The organism is Nocardioides sp. NPDC006303 (genome assembly GCF_040613175.1).
Taxonomy (GTDB): domain Bacteria; phylum Actinomycetota; class Actinomycetes; order Propionibacteriales; family Nocardioidaceae; genus Nocardioides.
On record NZ_JBEXRR010000007.1, the window covers coordinates 54,962 to 79,687 of the forward strand.

At 69.6% G+C, this 24,726-nt stretch carries 23 protein-coding genes; 5 read left to right on the forward strand and 18 right to left on the reverse strand.

Going from position 1 to position 24,726, the window contains the following annotated elements; translation table 11 throughout:
• Positions 1-9: 9 nt before the first annotated feature.
• Complete coding sequence (locus ABZY89_RS07925; RefSeq protein ID WP_355226110.1) at positions 10-939, reverse strand: ABC transporter permease; 930 nt, start codon at positions 937-939, stop codon at positions 10-12.
• A 31-nt stretch (positions 940-970) separates the two neighbouring features.
• A complete protein-coding gene (locus tag ABZY89_RS07930) occupies positions 971-2,524 on the reverse strand; it encodes an ABC transporter substrate-binding protein (RefSeq protein WP_355226111.1) in 1,554 nt (517 codons plus the stop codon).
• Positions 2,525-2,736: 212 nt separating this feature from the next.
• Between ABZY89_RS07930 and kdgD the strand changes: the two genes are divergently transcribed.
• Together kdgD and ABZY89_RS07940 are read left to right on the forward strand one after the other, a co-directional pair.
• On the forward strand, positions 2,737-3,651 hold the full coding sequence (kdgD, locus tag ABZY89_RS07935; protein WP_355226113.1) for a 5-dehydro-4-deoxyglucarate dehydratase: 915 nt from the start codon (positions 2,737-2,739) through the stop codon (positions 3,649-3,651).
• A gap of 26 nt (positions 3,652-3,677) precedes the next feature.
• Positions 3,678-4,652: a 2-hydroxyacid dehydrogenase gene (locus ABZY89_RS07940; protein ID WP_355226115.1), complete on the forward strand. Its 975-nt coding sequence runs from the start codon at positions 3,678-3,680 to the stop codon at positions 4,650-4,652.
• Here the strand turns inward: ABZY89_RS07940 and ABZY89_RS07945 are convergent.
• Genes ABZY89_RS07945 through ABZY89_RS07960 form a run of 4 tightly spaced genes read right to left on the reverse strand, consistent with a single transcriptional unit; the run spans position 4,603 to position 9,312 of the window.
• Entirely contained in the window at positions 4,603-5,895 is a 1,293-nt protein-coding gene (locus ABZY89_RS07945; RefSeq protein WP_355226117.1) for a hemolysin family protein, read from the reverse strand. The two genes, ABZY89_RS07940 and ABZY89_RS07945, sit on opposite strands and share 50 nt — an antisense overlap.
• Positions 5,896-5,953: 58 nt before the next feature.
• Entirely contained in the window at positions 5,954-7,435 is a 1,482-nt protein-coding gene (locus ABZY89_RS07950; protein WP_355226119.1) for an AMP-binding protein, read from the reverse strand.
• Positions 7,436-7,438: 3 nt separating this feature from the next.
• The gene (locus tag ABZY89_RS07955) at positions 7,439-8,338 is read right to left on the reverse strand and encodes an alpha/beta fold hydrolase (RefSeq protein WP_355226121.1); all 900 of its coding nucleotides are present in this window, start codon (positions 8,336-8,338) and stop codon (positions 7,439-7,441) included.
• Positions 8,335-9,312 carry an enoyl-CoA hydratase/isomerase family protein gene (locus ABZY89_RS07960; protein WP_355226123.1) on the reverse strand — a complete coding sequence of 326 codons (978 nt, stop codon included), beginning with the start codon at positions 9,310-9,312 and terminating at the stop codon, positions 8,335-8,337. Before ABZY89_RS07960 ends, ABZY89_RS07955 begins: the two co-directional genes overlap by 4 nt.
• A 99-nt stretch (positions 9,313-9,411) precedes the next feature.
• On the opposite strand from ABZY89_RS07960, the gene ABZY89_RS07965 reads away from it, so the two are divergent.
• Both ABZY89_RS07965 and ABZY89_RS07970 read left to right on the forward strand, forming a co-directional pair.
• Positions 9,412-11,010, forward strand: a complete 1,599-nt coding sequence (locus ABZY89_RS07965; RefSeq protein WP_355226125.1) for a GMC family oxidoreductase — start codon at positions 9,412-9,414, stop codon at positions 11,008-11,010.
• A 23-nt stretch (positions 11,011-11,033) separates the two neighbouring features.
• A complete protein-coding gene (locus ABZY89_RS07970; protein WP_355226127.1) occupies positions 11,034-11,708 on the forward strand; it encodes a TetR/AcrR family transcriptional regulator in 675 nt (224 codons plus the stop codon).
• Positions 11,709-11,721: 13 nt separating this feature from the next.
• On the opposite strand, the gene ABZY89_RS07975 is transcribed toward ABZY89_RS07970, so the two are convergent.
• The 3 genes from ABZY89_RS07975 to ABZY89_RS07985 are packed head-to-tail and all read right to left on the reverse strand — an operon-like array spanning position 11,722 to position 14,034.
• Positions 11,722-12,627, reverse strand: a complete 906-nt coding sequence (locus ABZY89_RS07975; protein ID WP_355226129.1) for an alpha/beta hydrolase — start codon at positions 12,625-12,627, stop codon at positions 11,722-11,724.
• On the reverse strand, positions 12,624-13,214 hold the full coding sequence (locus ABZY89_RS07980) for a TetR/AcrR family transcriptional regulator (RefSeq protein WP_355226131.1): 591 nt from the start codon (positions 13,212-13,214) through the stop codon (positions 12,624-12,626). The genes ABZY89_RS07975 and ABZY89_RS07980 overlap by 4 nt, the downstream gene beginning before the upstream one ends.
• Before the next feature lie 4 nt (positions 13,215-13,218).
• Positions 13,219-14,034: an oxidoreductase gene (locus tag ABZY89_RS07985; protein WP_355226133.1), complete on the reverse strand. Its 816-nt coding sequence runs from the start codon at positions 14,032-14,034 to the stop codon at positions 13,219-13,221.
• 120 nt (positions 14,035-14,154) lie between these two features.
• Between ABZY89_RS07985 and ABZY89_RS07990 the strand changes: the two genes are divergently transcribed.
• Positions 14,155-14,781, forward strand: a complete 627-nt coding sequence (locus ABZY89_RS07990; RefSeq protein ID WP_355226135.1) for a hypothetical protein — start codon at positions 14,155-14,157, stop codon at positions 14,779-14,781.
• Between the two features lie 42 nt (positions 14,782-14,823).
• Here ABZY89_RS07990 and ABZY89_RS07995 read toward each other — a convergent pair whose 3' ends face one another.
• The 9 genes from ABZY89_RS07995 to ABZY89_RS08035 all read right to left on the reverse strand — a co-directional run bounded on the left by ABZY89_RS07995 (position 14,824) and on the right by ABZY89_RS08035 (position 24,700).
• On the reverse strand, positions 14,824-16,554 hold the full coding sequence (locus ABZY89_RS07995) for a CocE/NonD family hydrolase (protein ID WP_355226137.1): 1,731 nt from the start codon (positions 16,552-16,554) through the stop codon (positions 14,824-14,826).
• A complete protein-coding gene (locus ABZY89_RS08000) occupies positions 16,551-17,582 on the reverse strand; it encodes an NADPH:quinone oxidoreductase family protein (protein WP_355226139.1) in 1,032 nt (343 codons plus the stop codon). The genes ABZY89_RS07995 and ABZY89_RS08000 overlap by 4 nt, the downstream gene beginning before the upstream one ends.
• Before the next feature lie 51 nt (positions 17,583-17,633).
• The gene (locus ABZY89_RS08005) at positions 17,634-18,395 is read right to left on the reverse strand and encodes an SDR family NAD(P)-dependent oxidoreductase (RefSeq protein ID WP_355226141.1); all 762 of its coding nucleotides are present in this window, start codon (positions 18,393-18,395) and stop codon (positions 17,634-17,636) included.
• A complete protein-coding gene (locus ABZY89_RS08010; RefSeq protein ID WP_355226143.1) occupies positions 18,388-19,185 on the reverse strand; it encodes an enoyl-CoA hydratase/isomerase family protein in 798 nt (265 codons plus the stop codon). The genes ABZY89_RS08005 and ABZY89_RS08010 overlap by 8 nt, the downstream gene beginning before the upstream one ends.
• On the reverse strand, positions 19,182-20,807 hold the full coding sequence (locus ABZY89_RS08015) for an AMP-binding protein (protein ID WP_355226145.1): 1,626 nt from the start codon (positions 20,805-20,807) through the stop codon (positions 19,182-19,184). The genes ABZY89_RS08010 and ABZY89_RS08015 overlap by 4 nt, the downstream gene beginning before the upstream one ends.
• 147 nt (positions 20,808-20,954) lie before the next feature.
• On the reverse strand, positions 20,955-21,698 hold the full coding sequence (locus ABZY89_RS08020; RefSeq protein ID WP_355226147.1) for a hypothetical protein: 744 nt from the start codon (positions 21,696-21,698) through the stop codon (positions 20,955-20,957).
• Positions 21,699-21,708: 10 nt separating this feature from the next.
• Positions 21,709-22,566: an alpha/beta hydrolase gene (locus tag ABZY89_RS08025; RefSeq protein ID WP_355226149.1), complete on the reverse strand. Its 858-nt coding sequence runs from the start codon at positions 22,564-22,566 to the stop codon at positions 21,709-21,711.
• Positions 22,563-23,456 (reverse strand): SDR family NAD(P)-dependent oxidoreductase, encoded by an 894-nt coding sequence (locus ABZY89_RS08030; RefSeq protein WP_355226151.1) that lies wholly within the window; start codon positions 23,454-23,456, stop codon positions 22,563-22,565. Before ABZY89_RS08030 ends, ABZY89_RS08025 begins: the two co-directional genes overlap by 4 nt.
• Positions 23,453-24,700 (reverse strand): NADH:flavin oxidoreductase/NADH oxidase family protein, encoded by a 1,248-nt coding sequence (locus ABZY89_RS08035; RefSeq protein WP_355226153.1) that lies wholly within the window; start codon positions 24,698-24,700, stop codon positions 23,453-23,455. Before ABZY89_RS08035 ends, ABZY89_RS08030 begins: the two co-directional genes overlap by 4 nt.
• Between the last annotated feature and the right edge of the window lie 26 nt (positions 24,701-24,726).

The following is a 24,726-nucleotide window of genomic DNA, read 5'->3' on the forward strand; positions in this document are numbered from 1 at the left end:
TCTCCTCTCTCACACCATCGCCTTGTCGCGCACACGGGCGTCGAGCAGGGCGTAGCAGATGTCGATGGCGATGTTGAGCAGGAAGATCGTCACCGCGGTGAGCAGCACGGCCGCCTGCAGGATGGCGAAGTCGCGGCCGATGATCGAGTCGATCATCAGCTTGCCGATGCCGGGCCAACCGAAGATCGACTCCACGACCACGGCACCGTTGACCAGCCCGACCGCCAGGTCGCCGGCCACGGTCAGCGCCGGGGCAGCGGCGTTGCGCAGGGCGTGGTGCGCGACGACGCGACGGCTGTCGGCACCTTTGCTGCGTGCCAGCCGGACGTACGGCGCGGACAGGGCCGCCACCATCGCGCCGCGCACCACCTGGGTGAGCACGCCGACGGGGCGCAGCAGCAGGGTCGCGATCGGCAGGACCCACGACAGCAGCCCGGCGTCGACGCCCGAGGTCGGCAGCACTCCGAGCATCACCGCGAAGACCCAGACCCCCATGATGGCGAGCCAGAAGTCGGGGACGCTCGCGGCCGTCATCGACAGGAACGACGCGAACCGGTCGGCCAGCGAGTTCGGACGGTACGCCGCCCACGAGCCGATCACGACGGCGAGGACGACCGCGATGAGCATCGTGGTGATCGCCAGCTGGAGCGTCGCGGGGAAGGCCCGCAATGCCATGGCGGCCGCGGACTCACCCGTGCTCAGCGACGTACCGAAGTCGAGGCGGAGGATGCCCTGGAGGTAGTCGATCAGCTGCTGCCAGACCGGCAGGTCGAGGCCGTTGACTTCGCGGAAGGTCTCCTTCTGGGTCTCTGTGGCGTTCTCCGGCAGGTACAGGCTGGCCGGGTCGCCGGTGAGGCGGGCCAGGAAGAACACTCCGAGCAGCACCACGACGAGCGGCAGCAGCGAGGTGAGGGCTCGCTTGCGGAGGAACGTCACCATCGATGACCTCCTGGGTGAGTCGCGGCCGGGGTCACTTGGCCGGCTTCATCTCGGTCACGCGCATCTCGTCGCCGGTCGCCGAGTTGGGCTCGTACTCGACGTTGTCCGACTCGCCGATGATCCCGGTCATGTGCGCGATGTAGGCGAACTGGGAGACCTTCTCCGGCTCGTCGGCGAAGATGCCGGCGAACGCGGCCTGGCGGTCATCGCCCTCGGCCTTGTCGGCGGCCCCGATCTGGGCGTCGAACTCCGAGATGCCGAACGTCGACTGGGCGCCGTCGCTGAGCATGTACTGGTCGACGGAGAACTGGGCGTCACCGGCCTGGTTGCCGTGCTGGACGAGGATGATGTACGGCCCGGTGTTCTCGGGGAACGGGCGGGACTGGTACTCGACCGACGCGGCGGTGTCCATCATCTCGATCGAGACGTTGAGACCGATGTCCTCGAGCGCCTTCTGGACGACCTCGACGGTCTCGCCGACCTTGGGGAAGAGGCCGTTGCGGGAGATCAGCCGGATCTTGGTGTCGGTCGGTACCCCGTCGGCCTTCGCCTCGGCGATGAGCGACTTGGCCTTCTCCGGGTCGTACGGCCACGCCTTCAGGTCCGGGTTGTGGCCGACGACGCCCTCGGGCACCAGCTGGGAGGCGACGTCCGCGTAGCCCTCGAAGAGGCTGTCGACGATGGACTCGCGGTCGATCGCGTAGTTGATCGCCTGGCGCACCCGGATGTCGTCGAGCGGAGCGTACGTCCCGGTCGACCGCAGCGCAGTCGTCTCGTTGTTCGGGTAGCGGACCGCGGCGTCGCCGGAGAGGTCCTCGGGCGCGAGCCCGGTGGCGATGTCGGCCTCGTTGTTGGTGATCATGGCGGCGCGTACGCTGCCCTCCTCACGCCACTGGTACTCCGCCTTCTTGAAGGCGGGAGCGTCGCCCCAGTAGGTGTCGTTGACCGCGAGGGTCAGCTTGGTGCCGTTCTGCCAGTCCTCGATCTTGTAGGGGCCGGTGCCGATCGGCTCGCGCACCTTGGCGGTGTCGCTGGTCGACGGGGGCACGACCTCGATGAAGGAGAGACGAAGCGGGAGGATCGGGTCGGCCTCGGCGGTGGTCAGCTCGAGGTGGGTGGCGTCGACGGCCTTGACCTGGAGGTCGTCGTCACCGAAGACGTACCCCTCGACGTTGCAGCCGAAGGTGCCGTTGACCGCGCGGTCGATGGAGTGCGCGGCGGCCTCGGCGTCGAAGGCGGAGCCGTCGGAGAACTTCACGCCCTCGCGGAGGGTGAAGGTCCACTTGGTCGGCTCGGTCTGCTTCCACTCGGTGGCGAGCAGCGGCTGGAGCTCGCCGGAGGCGGGGTCGCGCTCGACCAGCGGCTCGGTGATGTTGGAGCGCACGACGACGCCCGTCGAGGTCAGGTTGGCATCGCACGGTTCGAGGGTCGGCGGCTCCTGCGGGAGCACGATCCGGACCGTGTCAGCGGCGGCGCCGGCACTGTCGGAGTTGGCGACGCCACATGCCGAGAGGGTGAGCGAGACAGCCATGAGCGAGGCGCTTGCGAGTCCGAAGCGGGACCGCAGCGAAGGACGAAAGTTCATGCGACTGTTCCTCCAGTCGATCGGCGACGTCTACATATGTGGACGTCGTTGTCATTCGTGGATGAACCGTACGAGCGAGTTTTGTGTGACGTCAAGCACGTCGGCCAATGCCCATGGGGCATCGAACGATGCCGTCACGATGTTGGACGCGTATCGCTTCCGCTACCTAGCCTCGGGATCTCCGACGTCATCGAACCCCCTGAGGAGACCCCATGGGCCGCTACTCCCCCACCGAGCTCCGTGACGCCCTCGGCGCCGGCCTGCTGTCGTTCCCGGTGACGCACGCGACCGCCGACTACGCCTTCGACGAGGACGGCTACCGCGCCCATCTGCAGCACCTCGGCGGCTTCGACGTCGCCGGCCTCTTCGCCGCCGGCGGCACCGGTGAGTTCTTCTCGCTGACCCACGACGAGGTGTCCCGGGTCCTCCGGGCCACCGTCGAGGAGGTCGGAGACAGCACCCCGGTGATGGGCGCGGCCGGCTACGGCACCTCCCAGGCCGTCGCGATGGCGCAGCGCGCCGAGGCGGACGGCGCCGACGGCATCCTGCTGCTGCCGCCCTACCTCACCGAACTGCCGGGTCGCGGACTGTACGAGCACGTCGCCCGCGTCTGCTCGGCGACCTCGCTCGGCGTGATCGTCTACCACCGCGCGAACGCCCGCTACGACGCCGACACCATCGTCCGTCTCGCCAAGGAGTTCCCGAACCTCATCGGCTTCAAGGACGGCGTCTGCGACATCGACCTGCTCGCCACCCTCAACGCGCGCCTCGGCGACCGTCTGCTCTACGTCGGGGGCCTGCCCACCGCCGAGACGTACGCCCTGCCCTATCTGGAGCTCGGCGTCAGCACCTACTCCTCGGCGATCTTCAACTTCGCGCCGCAGTGGGCGGTCGAGTTCTACACCGCCGTCCGCAACCGCGACCACGACGAGGTGCTCGCCCGGCTCCGCGACTTCGTCGTCCCCTACATCGCGATCCGCGACCGCGGAGCCGGCTACGGCGTCTCGATCGTCAAGGCCGGTCTCACCGCCGCCGGCCGTCCGGCCGGTCCCGTACGTCCCCCGCTGACCGACCTCACCGAGGACGAGCTGGCGGAGCTGACCACCCTCGTCAAGACCGTCATCTGACGGCCACCCGACCGACAGGAGAAACCGTGACCCGCCGCATCCTCCAGGTAGGACCGCTCAAGCCGTCGCTGGCCGCCACCCTCACCGACCGCTACGACGCCCTGGTGCTGCCCGACGACGACAGCCGCGCCGCTTTCCTCGCCGAGCACGGGTCCTCGATCGGCGCTGTGGTGACCACCGGGCGTGCCGGCGTACCGGCCGACCTGATGGCGCAGCTGCCCGCGCTCGGCGCCGTCGTCAACTTCGGGGTCGGCTACGACACCACCGATGTCGAGGCCGCGGCCGCACGTGACGTACTGGTCTCCAACACCCCCGACGTGCTGACCGACTGCGTGGCCGACACCGCGATCGGCCTCGCGATCGACACCCTGCGCCAGCTCAGTGCGGCCGACCGGTTCGTACGCCGTGGCGAGTGGCCGGAAGCCGGCAACTTTCCGTTGACCCGCAAGATCTCGGGCAAGCGGGTCGGGATCCTGGGTCTGGGCAGGATCGGCCAGGCCATCGCAACCCGGTTCGAGGCGTTCGGCTGCCCGATCTCCTATCACTCCCGCAGCGAGGTCCCCAGCTCTCCCTACACCTACGCCGCCTCCCCCGCGCAGCTCGCTGCCGACGTCGACATCCTGGTCCTCGCCACCTCCGGCGGCAGCGGTACGCAGCACCTCGTCGACCGCAAGGTGCTCGAGGCGCTCGGCCCCGAGGGCTATCTCATCAACATCGCGCGTGGCTCCGTGGTCGACCAGGATGCACTGGTCGAGCTGCTCCTCGAGGGTGGCATCGCCGGCGCCGGCCTCGACGTCTACACCGAGGAGCCCGCGGTCCCGGCTGAGCTGATCGACCTCGACAACGTGGTGCTCCTCCCGCACCTGGCCAGCGGCACAGTCGAGACGCGTGCCGCCATGGAGCAGCTGACCCTCGACAACCTCGACCGCTGGCTCGCCGACGGCACCGTCCTCACTCCGGTGCCGGAGGTGACGCCTCGGGGCGCAGCGCGATCTCGGTGATGCGGTTGCCGTTCCGGGCGGTCACCTCCAGGGTGCCGTCCCGGAGCGCCAGCACCTCCCCGACCTGCGGGATGTGCCCCAGCCGCGAGATGAGATAGCCCGCGACGGTCTCGTACGCGCCGTCCTCGAGCTCGATGCCGGTGGTGTCCGCGAAGTCCTCGATCGTCATCGCGCCGTCGATGCGGGACAGGTCACCGTGGTCGCGGATGCGGGCCTCACCGTGGTCGTACTCGTCACGGATGTCGCCGATCATCTCCTCGACGAGATCCTCGAGGGTCACGATGCCGTCGGTGCCGCCGTACTCGTCCACGACCATCGCCAGGTGGGTGCCGCCCTCGCGCATCGTGGCGACCGACGGGATCACCCGCTTGCTCCCCGGCAGCGAGAGCACCGGGCGGCAGATGTCCCCGATCGTGCGCTCGTCCGTCGCGACGACACCGAGCAGGTCGCGCACGTGCAGGAAACCGAGGATGTCGTCGAAGCCCTCCCCGGTCACCGGGTAACGGGAGTAGGGCAGGTCACGCACGGTCTCGGCAGCCGCGGGAAGCGGCATCGAGGCGGGCATGAAGGTGACGTCGCCACGCGGACGCATCACCTCCCTCAGCGTCGTCTCGGTGGTGGCGAACACGTCGCGCAGGATCCGGCGCTCGTCCTCCTCGAGGTCCCGGTTGGTGGAGACCATCTCGCGCAGCTCCTCCTCCGAGACCTGCTCGGCCGAGGCCTTGGGGTCACCGCCGAGCAGCCGTACGACGGCGTCGGTGGAGACCGAGAGCAGCCAGATCACCGGCCGCATCACGGTGGCGAACCTGTCCAGCACGGGCGCGACGGCCAGCGAGATGCCGGCGGCCTTCTGCAGCGCCAGTCGCTTCGGCACGAGCTCGCCCAGCACCAGCGAGAGATACGCGATGAACAGGGTCAGCACGATCAGCGCCGTGGTCTCGGCCAGCGCCTCGGTCAGGCCGAGTCGCTCGAGGTAGGGCGCGACGTCGGGAGCGATCGCCGACCCGCCGTAGGCCGCGGAGAGGAAGCCGGCGACGGTCACGCCGATCTGCACCGCGGCCAGGAAGCGGTTGGGGTCGCGGGCCACCTCCGCCACCCGTGCTCCTCGCGAGCCTTTGCGTTCGAGCGCGGTCAGCTGGCTCTCACGCAGCGACACCAGCGCCAGCTCGGTCGCGGCGAAGACGCCGCCGACCAGCACGAACACCAGCACCAGCCCGAGGCTGAGGAACGTCTGGCTGTCCATCAGGCCCGCTCACCAGCCGATTCGAATCCAGGTGAGCGGTGGGAACTTCGAGGCCTCTTCACAGAGAAGAATCTACAGGCACGCCCCGCCCTCGCTGGTTGCGAAGGGCCCGCTTGTCGAGCTTGCCCACCGTGTTCTTCGGCAGGGCGTCGAGCACATGGATCGCGGTGGGTCGCTTGTAGCCGCTGAGCTGCTCCCGACACCTCGACATCAGCGCCTTGACGTCGACCGTCGCGCCCGGGCGGGCCTGGACGAAGGCGACCACGACCTCTCCCCACTTCTCGTCGGGCAGCCCGATCACCGCGACCTCGAGGACGGTCGGGTCGCCGGCGAGGACGTCCTCGATCTCCTTCGGGTAGATGTTCTCGCCGCCTCGGATGATCATCTCCTTCGACCGGCCGACGATGGTGAGGTAGCCGTCCTCGTCGACGTGGCCGAGGTCGCCGGTGGAGAGCCAGCCGTCGCTGATCACGGCGGCGGTGTCGTCCGGACGGCCCAGGTATCCGCGCATGACGTTGGCTCCGCGGACGCTGACCTCACCGTTCTCGCCGGGCGGCACCGGCTTGCCGTCCGCGCCCAGGATGCGCAGCTCCTGGCCGGGGAACGGCAGCCCGACGGTTCCCGCCTTGCGCGGGCCGCCGACCGGGTTGATCGTGGAGCCGCAGGTGGCTTCGGAAAGTCCGTATCCCTCGATGAGCGGGAAGCCGAAGCGGTCCTCGAACCGGGCGAGCAGGTCGGCCGACGCCGGGGCGGCACCACAGACCGCGAACCTGACCGAGCTCGTGTCTGGTCGTACGTCGTCGGGAAGCGCGGCGAGCATGCTGTAGATCGTGGGCACCGCGGAGAAGAACGTCGGGCGCTCCTTCTCGACGGTGTCGAAGAACGTGTGCGGGTTGAACCGGTCCGCGATGACCACGCTGGCGCCGACGAGGAGTGGGGTGAGGATGCTGACGACGATGCCGTTGACATGGAAGAGCGGCAGGATCAGCAGGCAGCGATCCTCGGGACCGACCTCGAGCGCATCGCGCCCCATGGCGGTCATGGCCTCCAGGTTGGCGTGGTCGAGCATCACCCCCTTGGGTACGCCGGTGGTGCCCGAGGTGTAGATCAGCAGCGCCAGGAGCGCACCGTCCGCGACCGGCGACGCGACCTGCTCTTGCACGGGCTCCCGGCGCAGGTCGGAGACCGCGAGAGCGGGTACGTCACCGATCGGGCGGGCGCCGTCTTCGATGACGTGCAGCTTCGCGCCGGAGTCGTCGAGCTGCCGGGCGACCTCGGAGTCGGTCAGGGCCGGGTTGACAGGTGTGATGGTCGCTCCCAGTCGCCATGCGGCGAAGAGCAGCACGACGAACTCGACGCGGTTGGTGAGCTTGAGCGCGACGACGTCCCCGGCACCGACGCCGAGCTCGGCGAGATGCGCCGCACCGGCACGGACCAGGTCGAGGAGCTCGGCGTTGGTGAGTCGCTGGGACGAGTCGGCGATCGCTGGACCGGTCGGGTTGTCGGTGGCGCGCCGGTCGATGATGGTGGAGAACGTCATGGTTCAGGCCTTCAGGTGACGGGTGAGGAACTCGGTCTGGTCGGCGACGACGGTCTCGAACGCGTCACCGAGGTAGATGTCGAAGTGGCCGGCGTCGTACCGCTTGATCTCGCCGCGAGGCGCCGTGCGCGCGTAGGCGAGCGTCTCGTCGGGCGGCGTGACGGAGTCGTGGTCGCAGATGCAGAAGAGGATCGGCATCCGTACGTCCTTGGCGACCTTGCCCGGACGGTGCCGGGTGATCGTGGGGGCGACGCGGGCGGTGGCCTCGTTGACGAAGCCGGCGCCCTCCGGGACGAGGGCGAGGTAGCCGGGCAGGGCGTCCGGGGCGGTCATCAGGGCCTTCTCCCCCGGCGCCCCAGCGAGCGTGATGAGCACAGGGTCCCGCCGCAGGGTCGCGGCGACGAGGTCGCGAGCGACGGTGGGCAGCAGCCGCATCGTGCCGACCGGGCCGAGGGCCCGGGCCGACGCGAGGCCGTCGGTGAACGGGCACTGGGACACCGCCGCGCGCAGCTCGGGGTGGCGGGAGGCGACGACGATGGCATGACCGCCGCCGAACGAGCTTCCCCAGACCGCGACGCGAGTGCCGTCGACGTCAGAGCGCCCTTTGACGTGGGCGATAGCGGCGTCCCAGTCGGCCAGCTGCCGCTTGATCGACAGCAGCTGCCGGGGCTGTCCGGTTGAGTCACCGAAGTGGCGGTAGGTGAAGGCCAGTGCCGCGATCCCGGCCTGGGCGAACCGCTCGGCGAACGCGTCCAGGCGCATCTCCCGGGTGGCGCCGAGGCCGTGCCCGAGGATCACCACCGGAGGGTTGGTGACGCCGTCGGGCAGGAAGAGCCAGGCGGCGCAGGTGTCGCCGGCCGAGTCGAAGCCGACGTCGTGACGGGTGACGGTGTGGCCGCTCATCGCCGGGCCACCTTGTCCGCGGCACCGGCACCACGGGTGTTGCCCGCCTGGAGCACTTCCTCGAAGACTCCGGGCTGGTACAGGGGCAGCTCGCCGCTCGCGTCAGTGTTGGCCATGTAGTCGAGCATCAGCTCCTGGCCGATGTCGGAGAGCGCAGTGGCGAGGAACTCGGAGCGCTCGACGTGCAGCCCCTCCTCCAGCCCGGCCGAGCCGCCGAAGTAGACCGATCGCTTGATCGCCGCGCGCGACGTCTTCGGTCGCGATCCCAGGTGCTCGGCCAGCTCGATCGCCCGGTCGAGCACCTGGTCCGGCGCCACGACGTCGTCGACCGCGCCGATCTCCAGCGCTTGCGCAGGTGTGAACGGCTCGCCGGAAAGGATCGCCAGCAGCGCCTTGTGGTTGCCCACCAGCCGCGGAAGCCGCTGGCTGCCACCGCCACCGGGCATGATCCCGAGCAGGACCTCCGGCTGGCCGATGACGTAGTCCCCCGCGGCCATGACCCGCAGGTCGTTGGCCCAGCTGAACTCGGCTCCGAGACCGAGCGCCGACCCGTTCAGGGCCGCGACGAAGACGACGCCGCTGCGGTTCATCTTGAGGAACGTCTGGTGCACCCGCTCCAGCTGGACCGCCGGCCACAGCGGTGTCCTGCCGAACGCCGCCTTCAGCCCGCCGGCCCGGTTCACCCCGCGCGCCGTGTGGGCGAGGGCGGAGGCGCCCCGGACGCCGACCGACGGGACGGTGGCCCCGCCCTCTTGGAGCCAGCGCACCTCGGCGTGCGAGACGAAGCGGTCCGGGTGGGTGCCGGTGAACACGACCGCCTGGATCGCCGGATCGCCGTCCGCGCGGTCGATGAGCGTGTCGAGCTGCTCGGCGATGTCGTTGCCGAACAGCCCCAGCGGGCCACCATCGACGCGGGCGACCAGCACCGCGCCGCGGTCCTCGATCTCGAGGTTGCCTCGTACTTCTTCTGTCATGACCGGTCTCCGTTGCGAATGCGGTGAGGGCGTTCGTGCAACCCTTGTCCTCACAACGATAACGAAGTTATTCTGATGTCACAACCCCGAGGAGCCACCATGAACAGCACCACCCATCCCCCGCTGGACCATGATTGGGTCGTGGTCGGCTCGGGCTTCGGCGGGAGCGTCGCCGCACTGCGGCTGGCCGAGAAGGGCCACCGCGTCGCGGTCTTCGAGCGCGGCCGCGCGTACGCCGACGACGAGTTGCCCGCGTCGGCATCCGACAGCCGTCGCTTCGTCTGGGCGCCGAGGGTCGGGCTGCGCGGGATCATGCGCAACGTGCTCTTCCGCCACGTGTTCAGCTCCACTCAGACCGGGGTCGGCGGCGGAAGCCTCGTGTACGGCGGCGTCCTGTTCCGCCCGCACGAGGACTTCTTCGCCGACCCGCAATGGCCGCGGCCGGCCCGCTGGGAGGAGGTCCTCGAGCCTCATTACGTCACGGCGGAGCGGATGCTCGGGGCGAGCACGACTCCGTGGGAGTCGGTGACGAGCGGGCTGACCCGCGAGGTCGCCGACCGGTTCGGCGGCAGCTTCTCGGCGGCTCCGGTCGGGGTCTTCTTCGGCGAGCCGGGCGTCACGGTGCCGGATCCCTACTTCGGTGGCGAGGGCCCGGACCGCACCGGCTGCACCCGCTGTGGACAGTGCATGACCGGGTGCCGTACCGGTGCCGCCAACCGGCTCACCAAGAACTACCTCTGGTTCGCCGAGAAGCACGGTGCCCAGGTCTTCGCGGAGCGCGAGGTGGTCGACGTGACTCCGCTCGGGGCGGCCGATGGGAGCGACGGCTATCGGATCACCACCCGCGGTTCCGGAGGCCGGGGCGGCCGCCGCACGAGCATCACCACGCGCGGGGTCGTGTTCGCCGCCGGTGCGGTGGGCACCAATGCTCTCCTCGCGGACTGCAAGCACCGTGGAGCACTTCCCGCGCTCAGCGACCGCCTGGGCCACCTCGCGCGTACGAACAGCGAGGCCGTGCTCTCCGTCCTGCTCCCCGAGGACGTCGGCACCTGGCGCGACGTCACCGCGAGCAGCCGGGTGGTCCTCGACGGCGACACCCAGATCGAGTTCCTCACCTATGGGCCGCGAGGCGACTTCATGCGCCTGATGTTCACGGTCCTGGTGGGCGAGGGCCGGGGCGTACGGCGCCTGTCGACCTGGCTCCGCACCGTGGCGCGCCACCCACGCCGCTGGTTCTCGACGATGCGATCGGGTTGGTCGGCACGCACCTTGATGATGCTGGTCATGCAGCCGCGAGACAACGCGATCCGGTTCGTCGCGAGGCGGCGACTTCTGGGGAGGGGATATCGGCTCACCACCGGGCGCGACACCGAACGGCCCGCGCCGACGTACATCGACGCAGGCCACCGGGTCGCTGAGTGGCTGGCCCAGCGCACCGGAGGCGTCGCGCAGAGCAGCGTCTTCGAGGTGTTCGGCAACCGGCCGATGACGGCCCACGTGCTCGGCGGCGCCGTGGTCGGCACGAGCCCGGCCACCGGAGTCGTCGACGCCGACATGCAGGTGTTCGGTTACCGGAACATGGTCGTCTGCGACGCCGCCGCCCTTCCCGCCAACCCCGGTGTCAACCCTGCCCTGACGATCACAGCGCTGGCCGAGCACGCCATGTCGCACATCCCCGACGCCGGTTTGGGACGATGACGGCCATGTCGAGGAATTCCACGGTGACGGACGGCCCCTCCAACGGGATCCCGGAGCGACTCATCGCCGCCGCCGTCACGATGCTCGCCGAGGAGGGCCCCTCGGCCATCAAGGCCAGGACGGTCGCCGCGAAGGCCGGCATGTCGAGCATGGTCGTCTACAACTACTTCGGCGGCGTCCCGGAGCTGCTCGGTGCCGTGGTGGACCACGGCTTCGACCAGCTGGGCGAGGCATTCGCTCAGATCGGTGCCAGCGAAGACGCCATCGCCGACCTGTTCACGATGGCGCTGACCACGCTCTCCTACGCACAGGCCAACCCGCACCTGTACGACGCCATGTTCGGCCTCTCCACCCGGGCGACCTACCGGCCCACCCCGACCAAGGGCGAACGGCGAGCCGGCCACTCCCCCGCGTTCAACGCCGCCTACGCTCACGTGGTCGAGGCGGCCACGCGGCTGAGCACCACCGGCGACCTCACCATCGAGAACCCGAGAGCGGCCGCCGGAGCCATGTGGAGCTACGTCCACGGCTACATCACCCTCGACCTGGCCAACCACTTCGTCGAGTTCGCCGACCCGGTCCGAGAGGTGCTGGTCCCGATGGGCGTCACGTTCTGCGTCGGCCTCGGGGCCGATCCCGCCGCCGCCCTCGCCTCCCACGAGATCGCACTCGGCCGAGCCTGGCACCCAGGGCCCTGACCCGCAGGATCCCTCAGCCTCCGTTGAGCGCTTCGTCCAGCGCCGCGAGCTGGGCCTCGACGAAGGCTCGGGAGACGGGAGGCTTGGCTTCGATGGAGTCGAAGTTGTGGTACGCGCCCGGGACCACGTGCAGCGTGCAGTCGACTCCGGCCTCCTGCAGGCGCCGGGCGTAGGCGACGTCCTCGTCGTGGAACAGGTCGTTGGTGCCGACGCCGATCCATGCGGGCGGCAGCCCGGAGAGGTCCTCGTAGCGGGACGGCGCGGCCAGCGGGGAGACCTCGCCGCCCGGTGCGCCGAGGTAGGCACTCCAGCCGAACCGGTTGCTGGCCGGGCTCCAGATGCGTAGGCGCCGTGGGTCGATGTCGGTTCGGGTCGTGGTCCTGTCGTCGAGCATCGGGTAGGACATCAGCTGCAGGACCGGACGGATCTCGCCGCGTTCCTGCACCAGCAGCGTCAGCGCGGCTGCCAGGCCGCCGCCGGCGCTCTGCCCGCCGATGGCGATGCGCGCCGGGTCGATGTCGGGCTGGCCGGCAAGCCATTGCAGCGCGGTGTAGCAGTCCTCCAGCGGCGTCGGGAACGGGTGCTCGGGAGCGAGCCGGTATTCGACCGAGACGACCACGATGCCCAGCTCGTCGGCGACCCGGCGGCAGAAAGCCCGGTCCTGCCCCGCGTCGCCGAGCACCATTCCGCCGCCATGGATCCACAGCAGCGCCGGGGTCGCGGGCCGAGCCGTTGCCGGCCGGAAGACGTGCACCGACACATCGGCGTTCACGGCGACGACCTCCGCGTCGCGCCGCCGGGCACGAGCGGTGAGCTTGGTGAGGCGACGGAGCGTGGGCAGCGTACGAGCCGTGATGATCGTGCGCGGAAGGAACCGCGCGGCCCGCAGCTGCGGATGGAAGGTCTGCTCGCGGGTCATGAGCCGGCCTCGGCGTCCACCAGGGACAGGGCATTGCGGAGGCCCTGCTCGAGGAGATCGTCGGAGAGCTGCCGGTCGGCCACGGCGCGGGAGAGCTGGAGCGTACCGGCCATCAGGCCGAGGAGACTGAGCGCCTTCACGCGGGCCGAGGGCGGGTCGTCGGGTGCCATCCGCGCCGCGAGGCCGTCGATGACGACCAGCACGCCTTCGGTGTAAGCCTGCCTGGTCGCCTCCTCACTGCGCGCGATCTCGTCGAGGAGGGCGGCGTTGGGGCAGCCGTCGACCGGGTTGTCCCGGTGCTCGGCCGACAGGTACCAGCGCACGATCTGCTCTAGGCCGGCCCGGCCCGGCTCCGCCTGCTCGACGATGTTGGCGTGCAGCGTGTGCAGCTGGTCGGTGATCGCCTCCGCGACGAGGCTGTCCTTGGACTCGAAGTGGCGGTAGAACGCGCCGTTGGTCAGGCCCGCGTCCTTCATCAGCGTCGCGACCCCGGAGCCGTCGATGCCGTCACGCTTGAGCCGTCGACCGGCGGTCGCGATGATCCGCTGCCGGGTCTTCTGCTTGTGTTCTTCCGTGTAGCGCACCATCGTCTCAGCTCGGCATCCGGTTGTACCTGCGGATGACGCGGTCGAAGCTGCGCGCCGGGGCGATGCGGTGCACCGCGTTGATGTTCCGGGCGGTCGAGCCGGCCGTACGCCGCAGCTTCGGGTTGCGGTCGGTGGCCGCCCCGACGATCACCTTGGCGACGACCGCGGGGTCGTCGCCGCTGCTGAGGTTCTTCGTGATCAGCTCGTCGTAGTTGCGCCGCCCCGCCGCGTAGAGCGGCATCGGGGTGTCCGCCTCGACGCTGTGGCCCGCGAACGGAGTGTTGATCGGGCCGGGCTCGACGAGCAGGACCCGGACGCCGTACTCGCGCACCTCGTGGTCCAGCGACTGGGAGTAGCCCTCGACCGCGTGCTTGGTCGCTACATAGACGGTCATGAACGGGCTGGGGACGAACCCGCTGAGGGAGGAGACGTTGATGATGCGCCCGCTGCGCTGAGCGCGCATGTGCGGCAGGACCGCCTTGGTCATCCGCATGACGCCGTAGACGTTGATGTCGAAGATGTCCTGCGTCTGGCCGATCGAGAACTCCTCGCCCGCCCCGGTCGACCCGACGCCGGCGTTGTTGACGAGGACGTCGATGCGCCCGAACCGTTCGATGACCTGCTCGACCGCCGAGGCGACCGACTCGTCGCTGGTCACGTCGAGGTCGAGGTACGTCACCCCCGCGGGCGCCGTCAGTCGCGCGGTGTTGCGGCTGGTTCCGATCACCTGGAAGCCCGCCGCGACCAGCGCGATCGCTGTGGCCTTGCCGATGCCTGAGGATGCGCCCGTCACGAGCGCGACCTGCGGAGTGGTTGTCATCATGGGTTCCTGACGTTTGGGATTACGTTCGTACGACAATAGCACATGGGATGACGATCGTATTCCCAAACATCTGGGCCTGTGCCCGACTGGGCACGCGGCTGACGGCACAATGGCGGTGTGAGCCACGACTATCTGCCCCCTGAGGCCCTCGAGCGTCCTGCTGGTCGGCGCAAGGTCGACGAACAGCGTCGCTCCGATCTCCTGGCTCAGATCGAGGCGATCCTGCTCGAGGAGGGCTTCGCCAAGCTCAGCATGGACGAGCTCGCCACGCGGCTGCGTTGCTCCAAGTCGACGCTGTACGGCGTCGGTGGGTCGAAGAACGACCTGGTCTCGCTGGTGGTCAAGCGGTTCTTCGAGTCCGCGACGGAGCGGATCGAGGAGGAGACCGCGGCCGAGAGCGACCACCGCCGCAAGATCAAGGTCTACCTCCACGGCGTCGGCCGGGAGATGGGGCGCCACTCGGCCGCCTTCTACGACGACATGGTCACCTACCGCGCGGCGGCGGACATCTATGCCTTGAACTCCGCGGCCGCCGCACGCCGAGTGCACGAGATGATCGACGACGGCGTACGCGCCGGCCAGTTCCGTGCCGTCGACGCGGCCCTGGCCTCCGAGCTCGTGGTGCTCGCGATCGACGGAGTCCGTTCGGGGCGTCTGCTGCGGCGTACCGGCCTGACCGCCGGCCAGGCATTCGCCGAGATCGGCGACATCATGCTGGACGGGCTCCAGTACCAGTCGGAGTAGCCCCTGTGCGCCCGCCCGTGGGCAGGCGCACAGGGACCGTGGTCAGCGCTCGATGATCGGCAGCACCAGTCGGCTGGGCCGGGCGCCACCGTGGTGAACGGTGTTGTCGGCGACCGCCATGTCCTCCAGGGCCTCGGAGGAGATCACTCCGCCGGTGTTGGAGTTGCGGTCGTAGTGGGGGAAGTTGCTGCTGGAGATGTCCAGTCGGATCCGGTGGCCGGGGAGGAACACGTTGGAGGTCACCGACATCGGCACGGTCACCTCGTAGACCTCGCCGGGCTCCATGAGCTCAGGCTGGGAGAGGCTGTTGCGGTAGCGCAACCGCAGGATGCCGTCGCACAGGTTGATGGCACGGCCGTCGGGGAAGACGTCGACGAGCTTGGCGGTGATGTCGGTGTCTACCGCACTCGAGGACACGAACGCCTTGAGCTCCACGAACCCGGTGACCTCGACCGGCTCGGTCAGGACCGGGCTGGTGTAGCAGAGAACGTCGTCGCGACCGTCGACCACGCTCTGGTCGACCGGGCCGACCAACCCCGGCAGAGACGGGAGCAACGCACCACCCGCGGTCGGGACCGAGTCACGCGGGTCGTATCGGAACCCGTCGCTCCCCTCCCCGCTCGGCACCTCCCGTGTGAGCGTGCCGTCGCCTTTGCTCGTGTTGGCCGAGCCGTCGCTGTGCAGGTGGTAGTCGACGTACTGGGTGTCGGGCAGCGGGAAGTCCTCCTCGTCGCGCCACTGGTCGATGCCCATCACGAACAGACGAACCCGGGGTGCCGGAGTCTCGGGAGCGCGCCCGCGGAGGGTCTGGTCGTAGAAGGCGACATGCGTCTCGCTGAGGTCGCCGGCAGCCATGAGACCGAAGTAGCGATCGGGGTACTGTCCGGTCAGGTTGGTGTGATCCCACGGACCGACCACCAGCCGTGACTCCTCGCGGGCTCGTGGCGAGCCGCCCTCGGTGCGGACGCGGACGTAGTCGGCCACGCTCTCAGCAACATAGAGGTCGTACCACCCGGCGATGTTGAGCGACGGCACAGTCACTGATCCTGCCGACCCGGACCAGTCCTGGGCTGCCCAGTACTCGTCGTGGTCGGGGTGAGCGAGCCAGTCGTCGAACCAGCGCCCCTTGCCGTGCACCGGCAGGTCGGCGACGGGCGTGGCGTCGTTGAGAGACATCGGGTCCATCACGGCCGCCCCGAGGCGCATCAGCGCCGAGGGGTCGGAGGTCTCGCCGCTCTGCAGAGACCGCTGTTCCTCGGCGGCGTACATCATCGAGTTCCACCACATCACCAGGCTCAGCGACAAGGCTCCGCCCTGCGAGTACCACAGGCCCGTGTACCAGTTCAGCGCTGCCACGGTGGGCGCGACAGCGCCCAGGCCCGGGGTGTCGGTGGTCGCGAGCGCCCATTGGGTCATGCCCATGTAGGAGGCGCCGTACATACCAATGGTCCCGTCGCTCCAGCCCTGCTCCAGGATCCAGGCGGCGGCGTCCTGGCCGTCCTCGATCTCGTTGACCTTCGGAGTGAACAGCCCCTCGGAGGTGTAGGTGCCCCGGGCGTCCTGCCAGACCACCGCGTAGCCGGCGTTCAAGAGGGCGATCAAGGACGGCAGTGGGCTGTTGAGTCCGCCACCCATGAGGGCGTGCTCCTTGCTGTAGGGCGTACGCATCAGCAGGGTGGGCGCCTGCCCGTCCATCGGCCGCCAGACGTCGGCGTACAGGATCACGCCGTCTCGGGTCTTCATGGGGACGTTGCGCTCGTAGACATGCTTCATCGGACTCTCCTTTGAGACTTCATCGAACTACTTGATGTGACCCGAGGGGTAGGGGTGGACTGGGGTTCTCGTACGCGCACGATCAGTCGGCCGATCGCTCGGCGTTCGTCCAAGGCGCGGAGCGCGGAGGCGGTCTCCTCGAGGCCGAAGATCTCGCCGATCGGCGGGTCGATGGCGCCGGACCGGATCAGTGGCATCAGCTCGTTCCACTGCTCTGTGGCGTATCCCGCATCGAGGTGCCAGAACTCCTCGGAGGCCGCGCCCATGACGGTGGTGTTGGTGAGCAGGAGCCGGTTGACCTTGACGGTCGGGATCTCGCGACCGGTGAACCCGATCACGATCAGGCGTCCCTCAGGCGCGAGCGTGCGCAGCGAGTCGGTGAAGCGGTCTCCGCCCACAGGATCGATGACGACGTCGACGCCGCGGCCGTCGGTGAGCCGTGAGACCTGATCGCGGAACCCCGCTACCGGAACGACGTCGTGGGCGCCGGCGGCACGCGCGATCTCACCCTTCTCCGGTGTCGAGACGACCGCGATGACCCGGGCGCCGTACGCAGCGGCCAGCTGGCACGCTGCCGTCCCCACGCCACCGGCGGCTCCCTGCACCAGGACGGTCTCGCCGGCGAGGAGGCGGGCACGGCGTCTGAGCGCGAAGTGTCCGGTCAGATAGTTCAGCGGCAGTGCCGCTCCCTTGTCGAACCCGACGTCGTCGGGCAGAGGGAAGACCATCTCCGGGGTGACCGTGACGGTCTCGGCGAAGCCCCCGATGACCGGCATCGCGGCGACCCTGTCGCCGGCGCGGAACCCGCCGGAGTCCTCGCGGACCACGCCGGCGACCTCCCAGCCCGGCGTGAACGGCAGCGCCGGCCGCAGCTGGTATCCGCCGCGGGTCTGCAGTACGTCGGGGAAGACCACGCCGGCGGAGTGGACGTCGATCCGCACCCGCCCGGCCGTCGCCTCCGGCTCGGGCTCCTCACGGATCACGACACCATCAGGGCCGTTGAGGGCGGTGATGACCGCTGCTCGCACAGGAGCCTCCTCGGAATCGAATGAGGGGTTCTGTTGGCGTTGGGTGACCGCTCATCGGATCGATGATCCGATCCCGATGCCGCCGTCGACGTCGAGCACGACGCCGGTGATGTAGCGGGCCTCCGGCGATCCCAGGAAGGCGGCGGCTGCGGCGATGTCTTCGGGTTCGCCCGGGTGCTTGACCGGGACCTTGCCGATCAGCAGCTCACGGGCGGGGCCGTTCATCGAGGCGAGCATCGGGGTCTGGATCAGGCCGGGTGCGATCGCGTTCGCGGTGATCCCGTGCCGGGCCCCCTCGAGGGCGATGGTGCGGGTGAGGCCGACGATGCCGGCCTTGGCCGCGACGTAGTTGGCCTGACCGAAGTTGCCTCGCCAGCTCATCGAGGAGAACGAGATGATCCGGCCATAGTTCCGGCTCTTCATGTGCGGCAAGGCCGCTTGGATGCAGAGGAAGGAGCCGGTCAGGCTCACGTCGATCACCGCGTGCCAGTCCTCCACCGAGATCTTCTCGACGCGGTTGTCGCGGATGATCCCGGCATTGTTGACCAGGACGTCCACGCGCCCATCGCTCTCGGCCACGCCGTCGATCCAGGCGGCGACGGCGGCGGGGTCGGTGACGTCGACGACGTGCGGCACCGGCGGGACCGGCGCGTCCGCGGCGACCTTTCCGGCTGCCTCCTGGACGGCGTCCGCGTTGACGTCGGCGAGATGGACCCGGGCGCCTTCGGCGGCGAATCGGTGGACCATCGCCAGGCCGAGCCCCTGGGCTCCGCCGGTGACGAGGACTGTCTGGTCTGTGAACCGGTCAGGCAACGGTTCGCTCCTTCTTGGAGGTCGACCGCGGTGTGGAGCGGCCGAGGAAACGGATGAGATCAGTGGCCACGTCGGAGCCGTGCCAGTGCTCCTCGAACATGTCGAGCTCCCGCGTCAGCGCGGCCGCGGTCGCGGTCGGTTCGCTGACGATGAGTCGCTTGTAGCGGTGCTGGGCACCGGCGGGCCGGCTCGCCAGGACGGTGGCCATGGTGCGGGCGGTGTCGAGCAGGGCGTCGGGGGCGACCACCTCGTGCAGCCACCCCGTCCTGCGCGCGAGGTCCTCTGCGGGTACGAGCTCGCCCGTCAGCGCCAGCCACGCGGCCATGCCGGCTCCGAGCTTCGGCGGCATCCTCACGCTGGCTCCTCCCCCGGCGATGAGGTTGTTCTTCACGTGCCCGTCGCCGATCCGGGTGCCGGCGGCGGCGATGACCAGGTCGCACGCCAGCGCGATCTCCAGACCACCCGCTACCGCGAACCCGTGGAGCGCGGCGATGAAGACGATCGGGCTGGCCTCCATCGCGAGCGTGAGGTCGCAGATCTCGCGCAGATGTGGACGAGGCGAGTCACCGCGCTGGGCACATGCGAGCAGGTACGCCAGGTCGGCCCCGGCGCAGAAGCCCTCCCCCGCACCCGTGAGGATCACGACCCGGACCCCGTCGTCCTCGGCCCGGGAGAGCTGCCCCGACAGCGCACTCACCAGCGACGGGTCCAGCGCGTTGCGGGACTCGGGCCGGTTCAGCGTCCAGGTCTCGACGTCACCGGTCCGACTCGTCAGAAGGACGTCGGTCACCGGGCGCCCCCGACCTCGGCGAGCCGCTTGCGCAGCACCGCGCGCTGCACCTTGCCGCTCGGCGTCTTGGGCAGCTCCGCCACGAACTCGATCTGGCGGGGGTAGGCGTGCGCGGCGTACTCCTTCTTCACCCAGTCCTGGAGCTCCTTCACCAACACATCGGACCCCTCGCCCCCAGGGCTGAGCACGACGTACGCCTTGATGACCTCGCCCCGCATCTCGTCCGGCGCAGCCACGACTGCACACTCCGTCACGGCCGGGTGCGTGCCCAGCGCGCTCTCGACGTCGAACGGTCCGATCCGGTAGCCGGCCATCAGGATCACGTCGTCGTCGCGGGAGGAGAAGTGGATCAGACCGCTGGCATCGATCGTGATCAGGTCGCCGCTGAGGTAGAACTCACCATCGGCACTGAACCGGTCACCGCGATGGCCGCGATCCTGGCCATATCCGGTGAAGGTGAAGAACGGGCTCTCCGCGATCCGCACCGCCAACCGCCCGACCTCGCCGGGCTCGGCAGGTACGTCCTCGTCCAACCTGAGCGCGGTCAAGGACCACCCGGGGAAGCTGCGGCCCATCGCCGCCGGCTCGACCTCGGTGGCGGCGTAAGGGTGGTGGGCGAAACCGGCGGGCATGCCCAGCTCGGTCTGCCCGAAGTGGTCGTGGATCTCCAGCCCCCACTGCTGCTGTGCCCAGGCGAACACATCGGGCGTGAGCGGCTCACCGGCACTGGACAGCCGCCTCAACGCCGGAAGCTCCGCTCGCGTCTTCGCACCCCGCAGGCCCCGGAAGATCGTGGGCGCCGCCGCCAGATCGGTGACCTCGTACTTCTCCAGGATCCGCCAGGTGGTCTCCGCGTCGAACTTCGCCGTGCTCACGATGTTCGGGACGCCCACGCACATCGGCGCGATCACCCCGGCGTACAGGCCGTAGGCCCAGCCCGGGTCAGCGGCGTTCCAGTAGACCGCGCCATCCTCGACCCCGAGCCCGATCTCGAGATAGGCCTGCCAGCCCGCCACGTACGCGAGCGGGTGGATGACCGTCTTCGGCTTGCCCGTCGTGCCCGAGGTGAACATGTGCGTCAGCTCCACCTCGGGCCCGGTAGGCGCCGGCTCGCCCCACAGCGGCGCGGCCGCCGCAGCTGCCGCCAGGTCGATGCCACCCGCCGGCGGCGCGACACCGGCCTCGAGCCCGGCCACCAGCCTGACCCTGTCCTCGGGCAGCTTGCCGAACTGGTCGCCGTCGGTCACCACCACACGTACGCCGCCCTGATCCAGGCGGTCGGTCACCGCTGACGCGGCGAAGGCCGTGAACAGCGGCATGTAGACCGCCCCGAGGCGCCAGATCCCGAGGATCACGGCGGGCAGATCGACGTCCTTGCCCATCAATGTCGCCACCCGATCGCCAGCGGTCACGCCGTGCTCGCTCAGCACGGACGCGATCCGCCGCGACCGGTCGGCGAGCTCGCCAAACGTCAACGACACCTCCGCCAGATCCGCGCCGACGAACCTGAACGCGACCGCATCGCGCGGATGGCGATCGCACATCAGCTCGGGCGCGGCGGCAGTCGGCGACGCGAACGCGCCAAGGATCTCTCCGACCCGGTCATCAAGGTTCCTGATCACGACTTCTCCTTGGAACGGCGACATCTTCATGTCACCGTGGCTCACGGTACGAATTAGGAAACGTTTGTACCGTGACAGTAGTCACAGCTACACAAAGAAACAAGGGGTACGCAGAAACAAGTCTGCGTACCCCTTGAGTGGTGGTAGCTATGCGTTCGCGCGCCGCGCCTCAGGCAGCTGCGGATAGGGCGGCTTGTCGATGCCCAGCGTCCCGGTGCAGGCCAGCGGCCGGGCCTGAAGGAAGACGCCGACGCGGTGGGTCTTCTCCTTCAGCGCATGGCTCATGGCGCTGGCATGGCCGCCCTTCTTGTAGGCGAAGTCACGGGCCAGTGCGTAGGTCTTCCAGAGGCTGATCGAGGTGTGCTCGTAGGGCAGCTGAGCCGAGATGTCGATGCTGCCGCGGTGACCGGGGTGGTGCGCGGCGCGGCTCGCCGCGTGCAGGTTGTTGCGCATGAACTCGACGAGCCGGCCGTGCCGGAGGATGCCGTGGACGATGGCGACCATGGGCTCGCCGTCGACGAGCGGCTCGGCCCCGTCGGCACTGGGTTTCCAGCCGTGCCAGTGGTCGTGTTCGGAGTGGGAGTCGATCCTCACCCGCACGATCTCGCTGTCGAGGCTGAACCGTCCAGGGCCGTCGATGGCTCGGCGCAGCGGGCCGGCGAAGGCGGCCTCGGCCGCCTCCGCCGACTCCCACGCGGCGACGAGAGCACAGCCGCCAGGCAGTAGGTTCGGCGCTAGGGAGTGGGTGCCGTTGTTGGCGTAGTTCACCGTGACGCCACGCAGGCCGTCGACGCCGGCGTCGATCGTGTGCCTGAGGTCGTGCCGCCACCTGATCCGCCCGCCGGGCGGCCGATGGAAGGCGTCGACGGTCAGAAAGTCCGGTCGGCTCATCGCTGCCCGCTCAGGAAGCCGCGGACTCGGTCTCCGGGCCGAGGAAGTCCAGGACCTCGGGGACGAACTCGTGGTGGTACTGGAACACGCCGCCATGGCCGGAGTTCGGGTAGATCCGCAGCCGGGAGTCGGGCAGCCGGGCAGCCATGTCCTTGGAGTGCTCGCTGGCGACCATCAGGTCCTTGTCGCCGTTGGCGACGAAGACCGGGATCTTGATCTGCTCCAGGTCGTCGGCGGGATGCATCCCGGCGCTGGTGATCGCACGCAGCTGGGCCAGGCCCGCCTGCGAGGAGATCGGCCTGTCCCGACCCGTCGTACGCTCCGCGAGCCGCTCGAAGTAGGCGTTGGCCGCCTTCTTGCCCTCCGCGGTGCGCGGGAAGAACAGGAAGTGGCGCGGGTCCTTCCGGGACAGGAACGCCTTCGTGTAAGCGCCACCGACGATGAACGGCATCTTCCAGATGCCGCCGCCACCGCGCGGGCCGCTGCCGGCGACCACCATGCGGCGTACGAGATCGGGCGCCTGGAGGGCGACCATCTGGGCGACGGCACCGCCGAGCGAGAAGCCGATCAGATCGACGTGCTCATACCCGAGCGTCCGGATGAAGGCGATGGCGTCAGCGCCCATCTCCTCGATGTCGTTCGGCACCCGGCCGCCGGTCGCGCCGACGCCGCGGTTGTCGAAGGCGATCACGTGGTGCTGGGAGGCGACGCCGTCGAGGACCCGCGGGTCCCAGTCATCGAGGACGGCGGTGAAGTGGTGCAGGAACACGACCGGTACGCCGCCGGGCTTGCCGAGCTCGCGGTAGGCGAACGAGGTGCCGCCGACGTCGATCGTCTTGTTGGGCGTCGTCTTCCAGGTGGTGGTCATGGCTTGTTCCTTCGGGATAGTGCCGCCGGGACGGCGATGGGAGGCGTGGAGAGGCGGGCGTCGAGACGGGCGAGGACGTCGAGGATGCGGCGGTCGCGGGCGAAGCGGGAGTCGAGCGCGGGCCCCAGGAAGCCGCGCCAGGCGGAGACCGGGCGCCACAGGTTCGGCAGGATGACGCGGGCCGCGCGGGCCTCGAGCCCGTCGGCAATGCCGGCCGCGGCCTGCGCCGGGGTGATCCGCTTCAACATCGCCTTGGGCAGCGCGCCGAGCAGCTCCATGACGACCGGGTCCTCGTCGACGCCGCGGGCGATCATGTCGGTCTGGACCAGCGAGAAGTACGCCGTGAGGACCGAGACACCGTGGTCGGCGAGCTCGACACGGAGGCCGCGGCCGAGCTGCTCGACGGCCGCCTTGCTCATGGCGTACGGAATCGTGCCCATGCCGTTGAGGAAGGCGAACACGGAGCTGATCAGGACGACCTGGCCGCGCTGCGCGATCACCTGGGGCAGGGCGGCCGAGACCGTGTTCGCGACACCGGTCACGTTGACCGCGAGGGTGGCCTCGATGTCCGCTGTGGGCGTGTTGCGCAGCGTGGCCGCTTTCGCGAGGAGACCGGCGTTGGCGATCACGACGTCGAGCCGGCCGAACCGGTCGACGGTCCGGGTGACCGCCGCCTCGAGCGAGGCGGGGTCGCGGACGTCGGCGACGCATCCGAAGGTATCGGTCGCATGCAGTGCGCCGGCCCGCTCAGGCGTCGTCGGGTCGATGTCGGCGACCGCCACGCGGGCTCCCCGCTCGAGCAGGGTGCGGACCGTGGCTCCCCCGATCCCGCCGTTGCCACCGGTGACCAGGACGACCTTGTCAGCGAGGTCGTACGCGAGGCGGCTCATTTCAGGCCCCGGCGCGGCGCGAACGACACCCGGCCGTTGCGGCGCACCATTGCGACCGCGGTGCGCAGCACACCACGGTCGAGATCGGGCTCCTGCCCGCGGGCGAGCCGGTGCATCTGGTCGGTGTTCCAGGCGAGGTTGAGGACTCCGTCGAGAGCCTTCAGATCCGCGAACCGGCCGAGCAGACCGCGCATTCCGGCGCCGATCTCGTGAGTGCTCAGCTCCGCTGCGTGCCCCCGGAGGATCGCGTCGGCGGAGTCGGTGGTCGTCACCGTCGGGCGGCCGATGCCGATGAGGTCGCAGTCCCCGGCGGTGAGCGCCTCCTGCATCCCGGAGCGGGACCGGAACCCACCGGTCACCGCGAGCGGTACGTCTCCGGCCGCCTCCCGGACGGACCGCGCGTAGTCGAGGAAGTACGCCTCACGTGCCCTGGTCGAGGAGGCGGCCGTGCCGGACATCGCCGGTGACTCGTAGTTGCCGCCGCTGACCTCGATCAGGTCGACGTCCTCCAGGGCGAGAGCCTCGACGACAGCGCGCGAGTCGTCCTCGGTGAACCCGCCACGCTGGAAGTCGGCGGAGTTGAGCTTGACCGACACCGCGAACCCGGGACCCACCCGGCCGCGCACGCGGCGTACGACCTCGATCAGGAAGCGCATGCGCCGCTCGGCGTCGCCGCCCCATTCGTCCTCGCGCAGGTTGGTCAGCGGCGAGAGGAACTGGGTGGCGAGGTAGCCGTGAGCCGCGTGGAGCTGTACGCCGTCGAAGCCGGCATCCTCACAGACCTTCGCCGCGACGGCGAAGCGCTCGATGATCTCCTCGATCTCCGCGCCGGTGAGCTCGCGGGGAACGGCCGCACCGGGAAGGGCGAGCGGCACGGCGCTCGGCGCCACCGGCTGGTGGCCGAGGTCCATCAGGTTGGACTGACGGCCGGGATGGTTGAGCTGGGCGAAGATCGCGGCGCCGCCGTCGTGCGCGGCCTTCGCCCACGCGGTCAGCTGCGGAAGGGCGCGGTCGTCCTCGATCACGATGTTTCCCGGCTCCCCCAGGTGCCGGCGGTCGACCATGACGTTGCCGGTGATCAGCAGGCCGTAGCCACCCTGCGCCCAGCGACGGTAGAGGGTGACGATGCGCTCGTCGGGCGAGTTGTCCGCATCACCCAGAGCCTCGCTCAGCGCTGCCTTGGCGATGCGGTTGGGCAGGCGTACGCCGGACGGAAGGTCGAGCGGATCAGCAAGCGAGGCCATGGAATGCTCCAGTTCGTGGATTGCAG